The following is an 8,963-nucleotide window of genomic DNA, read 5'->3' as shown; positions in this document are numbered from 1 at the left end:
CGAACAGGATGGGGGAAAAGTGTAGCTGTTGTTTTGATGCTTTTTCCGTTTCCGCTTTCGTTTCCAAGCAAAAAACCTGCTCTGGCTTAATTGCCGGAGCAGGTTTTTCTACAGGCTGACAGCAAGGATCCTTGCTGTGTTTTTTATAAAATGAAGGCATCTGGATCTACGGTCAGAAGATCACGGTATCCCTTACAGAAAAGCGACCGATCTTCTCTCTGAACACCAAGCAGGACTTGTTGTATCGGCCAGTAAGCATCATTGATTTCTGCTTTTCTTTCTGCTAATTGTGGATTCCGATGGCCATAATGTCTTAAAACCTTTCGCCCGAAATCTTTCCCAAAGTCATCCATGCTGCAATCCAGAAGGCATAAAAAATCATTGTCCGGATCACCGACAATTACATCTCCAAAATCGATCACGCCATACAGACGATTATGTCTGAACACCATATTGGAAGAGCTAAAATCATTGTGAACTAAACAGGCCGCATAGTCAAACAGTTCCTGATTCTGACCGATATGCTCATATATCGTCTGGATATTTTTCTGGAGTGGTGCATTCAAGAGTTTTCGGTTTTCGAGCACTTCAAGCAGCTGTTCTTGGTCTTCCAAATATCTTTTGCGTTTATCTTCGAAGATTTGACAGAACGGTTTCTCTGAAAGCGGCACCGATATACCATGCAATCTCCGCAAAAATATCGCCATATCTGAAGCAAGCGCTTCTTTTTCCTTTTCTGAAAGCAAGGCATATTCTTGAAAGCCAAAGTTTTCTCCGGGGATAAACGACATAACATTAAATTCATTGCATTGAAAAATCACTTCCGGAATCAAAGCAGGTAAATCATACTGTTTGAGAAAGGAGTATACTGCAAATTCTCTTTGCTGTGTCACGCGCACAGATGGCCGTTTGGGGATTTTGATGACAAACAGCCCATTGCAAAGCAGCACTTCGCTGTCATCCCCCGCATCCAAGCGGCGAAGTTCTCTCACCGGACTTCCGATCCGTTCCATGGCCTTCTCAATATCCGTTATTGGAATTTGCGGACTACTAAATTCACACATCGTCATTCCCCTTCCACGCTACTTTGGGACGAACTCCGACTGTTCAGAATAAACGCCTTCGGCGTCATGCCGGTGCAGCGCTTGAAGCGGCTGCAGAAGGAGGAGGCGTCCGAAAAGCCGCAGGACAGCACGGTTTCCCCCACGGTGTACGCGCCGCTCAGGAGCATCTTTTTGGCGGCGTTGATGCGCACCTGCATCAGGTACTGCTTCGGCGACATGCTCTCCGAGGCGAAGAAGATGCGGTAAAGGTACGTGCGGTCGATGCCGATGTACCGGGCGAGGTCGCTGACCTGAATCGGGTAGCCGTAATTGCTCTTGATGTAGCCGATCGCCTTGTTCACATACTCGTGCTCGCGCGTATAGGTGCCGCCGTGCGCCGATTTCTCCAGCACGGACATCGCGCCGTAAAAGCAGCTCATCACCTTGAACAGGCTGCCGCCGCTGAACTCCTCGATCATCTCGCGCAGATAGCGCGCGAACTCCTCGCCGTTTTCGACCGCGACGACGCACCGGTTCACAAGGCCGGTGCGCCGCAGGATCTCGAGCACGTCGAAGCCGTCGAACGCCACCCACATGTATTCCCACGGGTCTTTGCGGTCCGCGGTGTACAGCGTGCGCTCCCCGGGGCGGATCAGAAAGCAGGAGCCCGCGTGCAGCGTATACGTTTCCCCGCCGACCACATACGTGCCGCAGCCGGAAATCACATAGTGCAGCAGATACTGGTTGCGCACGGCCGGCCCCCAGAAGTGCCCGCTTTCGCATTTCTCATAGCCGCAGTAATAGACGGTCACGGACCCGCCGTTGTTCAGGTTTTCAGCGCGGTGCTTGATGGCGTTCATGTTCTTCCCTCCTGCGTTTTTTCCAGTATACCATACTTCCGGCAAAAATACAACAAAACAACAATTTTCCGAAACAAAAGCTATTGAGAACGCGCGCGTTCCCCAACTATAATAAAGACACAAAAAGATTTTACGAATCACGATCTTTTTAGGGAAAGGATGGAATCGCTATGCCAAAAATCACCTTTATGGGCGCCGGCAGCACGGTCTTTGCGCGCAATGTGCTCGGCGACTGCATGTGTACGCCCGCGCTCTGCGAAAGCGAAATCGCGCTTTACGACATCGACGCGGAACGCCTTGAGGAATCCTACATCATCCTCAGCGCCATCAACCACAACACAAACCAGGACCGGGCCACGCTCAAGACCTACTGCGGCGTTGAAAACCGCAGGGAGGCGCTGCGCGGCGCGGACTTTGTCGTCAACGCGATCCAGGTCGGCTTCTACGAGCCCTGCACCGTCATCGACTTCGAGATCCCGAAGAAGTACGGCCTGCGCCAGACGATCGCCGACACGCTCGGCATCGGCGGCGTCATGCGCGCCCTGCGCACGATACCGGTGCTCGAGGACTTCGCCCGCGACATCGAGGCGGTCTGCCCCGACGCGTGGTTCCTCAACTACACGAACCCGATGGCGATGCTTTCCGGCTATATGCAGCGCTACACGAATGTGAAGACCGTCGGCCTCTGCCACAGCGTGCAGACCTGCTCGCGCGACCTGCTGAAGGGCCTCGGCATGGAGGATAAGCTCGAGGGCCGCCGCGAGCTCATCGCCGGCATCAACCACATGGCGTGGCTCCTGCAGATCACGGACAAGGACGGCAACGACCTGTATCCCGAGATCCGCCGCCGTGCCGCGGAGAAAAACGCTGCGGAAAAGCACAAGGATATGGTGCGCTACGAGTATATCCGCCGCCTCGGCTATTACTGCACCGAGTCGAGCGAGCACAACGCCGAATACAACCCGCTGTTCATCAAATCCAGATACCCGGAGCTGATCGATGCGTACAACATCCCGCTCGACGAGTACCCGCGCCGCTGCGTCAACCAGATCAAGGGCTGGAAGGAAGAAAAGGCCTCGATTCTGCAGGACGGCCAGGTCAGCCATTCGCGCTCCGAGGAATACGCCTCATACATCATGGAGGCCATCCTCACCGGCGTGCCGTACAAGATCGGCGGCAATGTGCTGAACGCGGGCCTGATCGACAATCTGCCCGCCGACGCGTGCGTCGAGGTGCCGTGCCTGATCGACCGAATGGGCGTCAACCCTTGCCACGTCGGCCGCCTGCCGGTGCAGCTCGCCGCGATGAACATGACGAACATCAATGTGCAGCTCATGACGATCGAGGCCGCGCGCACGCGCAAACGCGAGGACATTTACCGCGCCGCAATGCTCGACCCGCACACGGCCGCCGAGCTCTCGATCGACGACATCGTGAAAATGTGCGACGAGCTGATCGATGCCCACGGCCCGTACATGGCGATGTACAAATAACCCTGTGTTCTAGCCCCTGACCGGACAGCGTCCCGCGTGTCCCGTCTCCCCACCGGTCCGCGGCACGCGCCGGTCCATGCAAACCAAAAGGCTCCTGTCTGAAACAGGAGCCTCAGTCTGTCGAAAAAGTCCAGCAAAAGCTGGGCATTTTCGCATGTATAAGATATAATGGAAGTGGTGGTGAGAAAGATGCTGAAACGAGGAAAAATGGATCGGGATGTAGTGGAGATCGTGGGGATAGACAGCCTGGTGCCAAAGGAGCACCTGCTGCGGAAGATAGATAAGGCAGTGGACTTTAACCGTTTATATGAAAAGGTGGAGCCGTTATACTGTGAGGACAATGGCAGACCCAGCATAGACCCTGTGGTGCTGTTCAAAATGGTGCTGATCCAGCATCTGTACGGATTGCCGTCTCTGCGGCGGACAGCGGAGGAAGTAAGCGGCAGCATTTATTACCGCTGGTTTCTGGGGTACACCTTACAGGATGAAACGCCCCATTTTTCCACGGTGAGCTATAACTTCCGGCACCGGTTTACCGAGGAAACGGTAGACCAGGTCTTTCGTTGGATCCTGGAGGAAGTGGCGGAGGCGGGATACCTTTCCCCCAAGGCGGTATTCATAGATGGCACGCACATCAAGGCCAACGCCAACACGAAAAAGCAGGTGAAGGCGCAGGTTCCTGCCGCATCCAAGCACTACGCCAAGGAACTGATGGAAGAGGTAAACGCAGACCGGGAGGCCCACGGAAAGAAGCCCTTTGACGATGATGACGAACCTCCGGCCCCAGCAAAGAAACGCCGGGACAACACCTCCAAAAAGAAGCTGGCCCGGCGGAAGAAGGAAAAGAAGCGTACGGTGACCCGGAGTGTAACGGATCCGGACAGCGGCTTGTTTGTGAAGGGAGACCACAAGCGGCAGTTTGCCTATGAGGCCCACACGGCCTGCGATAAGCATGGATTTGTGCTGGAGACCGTCGTTACCCCGGGGAATGTGCATGACAGTGTGGCTTTTGATGAGGTCTATGACCGGGTGACAGAAGCATTTCCGGAAGTAGAGACGATTGTTGCCGATTCCGCCTACAAAACGCCGCATATCTGTAAAAAGGTATTTGAAGATGGCCGTGTTTTATCCACAGCCTATAAGCGTCCGCAGACCCTGAAGGGCGGTCACCAGTGGTGGAAGTATGTGTATGACGAGCATTATGACTGTGTGCTCTGCCCGGAATACCAGGTGCTGGCATACCGGACCACCAACCGGGACGGATACCGGGAATACAGAAGCGACCCGAAGATCTGTGCCGGCTGTCCCACCCGACATCTGTGCACCCATTCCAAAGATTGTGTCAAAACAGTACAGCGGCATATCTGGAAAGACTACGAGGACTTGGCAGACGACGCCCGCTACACCCCAAAGTACAAGGAACTGTACAAGCGGCGCAAGGAGACCATTGAACGAGTCTTTGCCGACGCCAAGGAAAAACACGCCATGCGCTATACTCAATACAGAGGCTTGACCCAGGTAACAAACTGGGTGAAGCTTAAATTTGCTGCCATGAATCTGAAAAAGCTGGCCAGATGGCTGTGGAAGGAGAACTCTCCTTCCTTCTTATCTCGACTCTTTCTTTTGCTTTACGCCGGAAACCCGGCCTACTTATATAGGTAGACCGGGTTTCTCGACAGGCTGACGGTATAAGAAAGAGGCACCCAAATGGGTGCCTCTTTCTTATACCGATTTGAGTTGTACAGAACCCCACAAGTCTAAGTATCTGGTTTCGCAACAGACACCATTCTAAGAGAAGATTATGTCCTTCCTTTCCCTCAAAACCGGAATCAGTTCCGGTTTTGAGAATTGGCTGCAAAGTAATCCTCCAAAAAAGTACACCTTTTTGGAGAGAAAAAATCAACCTCGATCACCTATGTTTTCTTGTCCATAAAGGCTTCTTTCTCGTTTTTGGACAAGTCCATTTTCTTTTACACCTTTTTGGACATAAAAGGAGGGAAAATCCAAATGAAGAAAGTCTATGGGTATGCCAGGGTATCTACAAAAGAGCAACACCTGGACCGGCAGATCAGAGCACTGCTGCAATATGGTGTAGAAGAACGAGACATCATCACAGACCAGGCCAGCGGAGCTTCCCTGGACCGGCCAGGCTACCAAAGCCTGAAATACACCTTGCTCCGCCCTGGGGATGAGCTGGTTATCCCAGACCTCGACCGGCTCAGTCGGAACAAGGAACACATCATCCAGGAACTCCGGTATTTCAAGGAGCAGCTTATTCAAGTACGCATCCTTAACCTTCCAACAACACTGATCGAGCTACCTTCGGGCCAGGAATGGGTATTCGAGATGATAAATAACATCCTGACTGAGGTGCTGTCAAGTATCGCTGAACAGGAGCGCCTTACAATTCGACAACGGCAGGCGGAGGGGATCGCAGCGGCCCGAGAGAAAGGAAAACATCTGGGAAGGAAAGAAACAGGATTTCCTCCTAACTGGGAGGAGGTCTACCACCAATGGAAAGATGGCGCTATTTCTGCGGTCGCAGCCATGCAGGAACTTGGTATGAAGAAATCCAGTTTCTATAATTACGTCCATCGGTATGAGGATACCTCTGATTTTAAGTGAGGGCAACAATTTCCTACCCTTCTCAAGAAGACCCTTACTTCTTCATTTCCACGAACCAACGCCCGCCTGTCTCGTAAAGAAAAGTCTCTTTCCCTTTGATCTTCACCACATAGCGCCGGGCCAGTTCCCCTGTGGTGTGGGCCTTGCCAGGAGCCGCCTCCCGGCTGTCCTCGATCTCGTAGACCGGCCCGGTTGCCAGGACGATTTTCTGGGGTCGCACGGAGCCGTCTATATGGTGGGTGGCCACCACCTCCACATATTGCTTGCGGCGGGCTGGATTTGTCATGCGGGCTCAACCCCTTCCATTCCATGCGCGGTCAGGGCGTGGATGGTAGAAAAGGGGATAGGGCAGCCATCCAATACCAAGAGCTGCTCCACATCGTCTACCTTCTTCACCGTGTCGGACACTACGGTGTATTCCCCCAGCAGTTGCCCTGCAATGTGCTTCACCGGCACAAAATAGGTGACGGTCACCCAGTCGCCTTTCCGTAAATCGTTGAGGGTGCGGTAGATGGCCTCCTGCTGGTCCGCCGACAGGGACACCTGGGGCACCAGCAGCCGGTCTTGTTCCGTGGTGAGGATTTCAATATCAAAGCCACGCAGAGCTGAAAAAGGGGTGAACAGCTTGGCCCTATTCGCAATGGCCATTTTCGGGTGCTTGGAGATGGGACGGGACAAGTGAATCATATCTCTATAGGCTGTGGCATTCATTTTCTGTGACCTCCCTAGAAAAAGCTCTGCTGTACTTTGCGCTGCTTATATGATACTATATTGGAAAAGCAAGAAAGGGAAAGGCTTATGAAACAACAATTGCGTGTCTCTGTTCCCTCGTTCCTAAGTGTCTTTGTAGTGGGGTTGGCGGTAGGTTGTGTTTGTCGCTTAGCGGACTACTTTCCGGCAGATACCCTCTGGAGCTTCTCCTCCATCCAAACTCTGCTGGGGTTTTGGATCATTACCAACACAGTGATTGTACTTCTCAGCTCCTCGAATCTGTGCGCCGGTGTCAGTTCCTTCTTGTATATGTTCGGCATGACACTAAGTTTTTATGGGCTGAAAGCTATTTTAGGGCTGTTTCTCCCTCGCTTTCACGGACCGTTTCAAACCAGCCTCTTTCTCATGTTTACCATTCTTTCGGTCCCCTGTGCCATTGCGGCCGCGATCCTCTATTTCTGGAACCGAGATCATCTGTTCAACTCGGTCCTCTATGCTTTGCCGGTGGGAGCGCTCCTCGCCGAAGCTGTGGCGATTGTCCTATACCTGATCGCCCACCAGAAATTTCTCTTCCAGCTGCTTATGGATATCGGAGGCTTCCTGGTGTTTGGTGGGCTGTTTTGGAGAAAAGTCAAAAGCAAACCTCTTTACCTGCTGTCTGTGCTTCTTTTCGCCGTGATCTTTTACATTACCGCGTGCCAATAAGCCGTTTTTGAGAGGGAATCCCCAGCGGGGTTCCCTCTCATTTTCTGTGACCTCCTATCTGGTTATTCCGCTCTCGTGTGGTACCAGCTTCCAGCAAGTCCATTCCCTTCACCACCGCGTTTTTGCCGTAGCGCCGGTGCAAGCCAATGGTGGCTTCCAGCAGGGCGGTCTCCCGGCCATCGTCCTGCTGGTCGGCATAAAAGCTCAACTGGGGGGCCACCTCTTCCTTCCGGCACAGCCGGATGGCAGCAATGCTCATCCGCCGGACCTGCAGCTCCTTGTCTACCAGCCGGTCGTAGAGCTGGAGCACTGCCTGGGTGATCCTGCTGAGGGAGGCAGTGGGCGCTCCCAGCTTTCCCGTGCCGTGAACCGAGGGCGGCACCTTTCTGCCGTAGTAGTTCACTTTTAGCGGGCCATGGTAGGCAGAGGCGCTTTCCCTACTTAGAATCTGATACCCCACATACAGCGTTACACCTTCTGCCACATACCCCTGTTCCACCAGGCCAAGCACCACCTGCTCCGTCATCTCCTTGACTGCCAGACGGCCCTCCTCCCAGGAATAGGCCCGTGGCAGCACCTGGCCGGAAGCTAAGGACTTGGTGGCGGGCTTGTAGGCTTTTATCTGCTCCATACCGCAAGTTTCGATTCCCCAGGCGTGGTCAATCAGGATCTCCGCGTCCACCCCAAACTCCCGAAAGAAAATCTCCTCGTTTTGCAGACTTAACCGAGCCAAATCCCCCATGGTGTGGATGCCCATGCGGGCGAGACGCGAGGCGATGCCCGGCCCGATTTGCCAAAAATCCGTGAGCGGTTCATGCGTCCACAGCTTTTCTCGGAAAGATTGCTCATCCAGCTCCGCCACCCGCACCCCGTCCTTGTCGGCAGGGAGATGTTTTGCCGTGATGTCCATAGCAATTTTGGCCAGATAGAGATTGGTGCCAATCCCTCCAGTGGCAGTGATACCTGTATTCCATAGTACATCCCGGATGATGGATACCACCAGCTCGTGGGCGGATTTCCCGTAGAGATGCAGATAAGGGGTTAGCTCCATGAAGGCTTCGTCAATGCTGTAAATGTGGATGTCCTGAGCCGCAAGGTACTTGAGATAAATGGCATATATCGTGGCGGATACTTCCAAGTAACGTGCCATACGGGGCATGGCAGTGATATAGGCCACTTTCTTCCCTGTGCGGTTTTCAATCTCCTGGAGCTTTTGTTTGACCTCAAACAGCCTGGGCCTTCCAGGCACGCCTAGGGCCTTTAGGCTGGGCGATACCGCCAGACAGATGGTGCCGTCCGACCGGCTCTCATCCGCCACCACCAGGTTTGTGGTGAGGGGGTCTAACCCCCTGTCAACACATTCAACCGAAGCGTAGTATGATTTGAGATAAAGCTGATATCGGCTTTACTTGAATAATGCCGAGAAATAGAAAAAGCCGAAACAGCAAAGAAAAGCAAGTAAAATGCGGTGGGAATCAAAAAAACTCGGCATTACCTGCTATACTTGTAACAACTAAATATAGCAG

Annotated in this window: 8 protein-coding genes and 1 pseudogene; 4 read left to right on the top strand and 5 right to left on the bottom strand. The window is 53.3% G+C overall.

Going from position 1 to position 8,963, the window contains the following annotated elements:
• Positions 1–143 precede the first annotated feature (143 nt).
• The gene (aph(2'')-Ig, locus tag ODJ80_RS13710) at positions 144–1,064 is read right to left on the bottom strand and encodes an aminoglycoside O-phosphotransferase APH(2'')-Ig (RefSeq protein WP_118205363.1); all 921 of its coding nucleotides are present in this window, start codon (positions 1,062–1,064) and stop codon (positions 144–146) included.
• 2 nt (positions 1,065–1,066) lie between these two features.
• The gene (locus ODJ80_RS13705) at positions 1,067–1,903 is read right to left on the bottom strand and encodes an AraC family transcriptional regulator (protein WP_263042525.1); all 837 of its coding nucleotides are present in this window, start codon (positions 1,901–1,903) and stop codon (positions 1,067–1,069) included.
• Positions 1,904–2,073: 170 nt separating this feature from the next.
• Here ODJ80_RS13705 and ODJ80_RS13700 point away from each other — a divergent pair, with 170 nt between their 5' ends.
• From ODJ80_RS13700 to ODJ80_RS13690, 3 genes are all read left to right on the top strand, one after another.
• Positions 2,074–3,396: an alpha-glucosidase/alpha-galactosidase gene (locus tag ODJ80_RS13700; protein ID WP_263042524.1), complete on the top strand. Its 1,323-nt coding sequence runs from the start codon at positions 2,074–2,076 to the stop codon at positions 3,394–3,396.
• Positions 3,397–3,585: 189 nt separating this feature from the next.
• Positions 3,586–5,058, top strand: a complete 1,473-nt coding sequence (locus tag ODJ80_RS13695) for an IS1182 family transposase (RefSeq protein ID WP_442863927.1) — start codon at positions 3,586–3,588, stop codon at positions 5,056–5,058.
• 345 nt (positions 5,059–5,403) lie between these two features.
• Positions 5,404–6,021 carry a recombinase family protein gene (locus tag ODJ80_RS13690; RefSeq protein WP_263042522.1) on the top strand — a complete coding sequence of 206 codons (618 nt, stop codon included), beginning with the start codon at positions 5,404–5,406 and terminating at the stop codon, positions 6,019–6,021.
• Positions 6,022–6,055: 34 nt separating this feature from the next.
• Here ODJ80_RS13690 and ODJ80_RS13685 read toward each other — a convergent pair whose 3' ends face one another.
• Positions 6,056–6,307, bottom strand: a complete 252-nt coding sequence (locus tag ODJ80_RS13685; RefSeq protein ID WP_263042521.1) for a hypothetical protein — start codon at positions 6,305–6,307, stop codon at positions 6,056–6,058.
• Positions 6,304–6,732 (bottom strand): hypothetical protein, encoded by a 429-nt coding sequence (locus ODJ80_RS13680; RefSeq protein ID WP_263042520.1) that lies wholly within the window; start codon positions 6,730–6,732, stop codon positions 6,304–6,306. The genes ODJ80_RS13685 and ODJ80_RS13680 overlap by 4 nt, the downstream gene beginning before the upstream one ends.
• A gap of 87 nt (positions 6,733–6,819) precedes the next feature.
• Here ODJ80_RS13680 and ODJ80_RS13675 point away from each other — a divergent pair, with 87 nt between their 5' ends.
• On the top strand, positions 6,820–7,437 hold the full coding sequence (locus ODJ80_RS13675) for a hypothetical protein (protein ID WP_263042519.1): 618 nt from the start codon (positions 6,820–6,822) through the stop codon (positions 7,435–7,437).
• A 37-nt stretch (positions 7,438–7,474) separates the two neighbouring features.
• Here the strand turns inward: ODJ80_RS13675 and ODJ80_RS13670 are convergent.
• Positions 7,475–8,824 (bottom strand): annotated as a pseudogene (locus ODJ80_RS13670) (Y-family DNA polymerase); the annotation flags it as partial.
• Between the last annotated feature and the right edge of the window lie 139 nt (positions 8,825–8,963).

Origin of the sequence: Acutalibacter sp. LFL-21, assembly GCF_025630755.1 — a bacterium.
Lineage (GTDB): Bacteria > Bacillota > Clostridia > Oscillospirales > Acutalibacteraceae > Acutalibacter > Acutalibacter stercoravium.
This window is presented reverse-complemented; position numbering and strand designations above follow the sequence as displayed.

Excerpts from the sequence above, each read along its gene's own strand:
- ODJ80_RS13705 (WP_263042525.1), bottom strand. The coding sequence starts at position 1,903 with ATGAACGCCATCAAGCACCGCGCTGAAAACCTGAACAACGGCGGGTCC.
- ODJ80_RS13700 (WP_263042524.1), top strand. The coding sequence starts at position 2,074 with ATGCCAAAAATCACCTTTATGGGCGCCGGCAGCACGGTCTTTGCGCGC.
- ODJ80_RS13695 (WP_442863927.1), top strand. The coding sequence starts at position 3,586 with ATGCTGAAACGAGGAAAAATGGATCGGGATGTAGTGGAGATCGTGGGG.
- ODJ80_RS13690 (WP_263042522.1), top strand. The coding sequence starts at position 5,404 with ATGAAGAAAGTCTATGGGTATGCCAGGGTATCTACAAAAGAGCAACAC.
- ODJ80_RS13685 (WP_263042521.1), bottom strand. The coding sequence starts at position 6,307 with ATGACAAATCCAGCCCGCCGCAAGCAATATGTGGAGGTGGTGGCCACC.
- ODJ80_RS13680 (WP_263042520.1), bottom strand. The coding sequence starts at position 6,732 with ATGAATGCCACAGCCTATAGAGATATGATTCACTTGTCCCGTCCCATC.
- ODJ80_RS13675 (WP_263042519.1), top strand. The coding sequence starts at position 6,820 with ATGAAACAACAATTGCGTGTCTCTGTTCCCTCGTTCCTAAGTGTCTTT.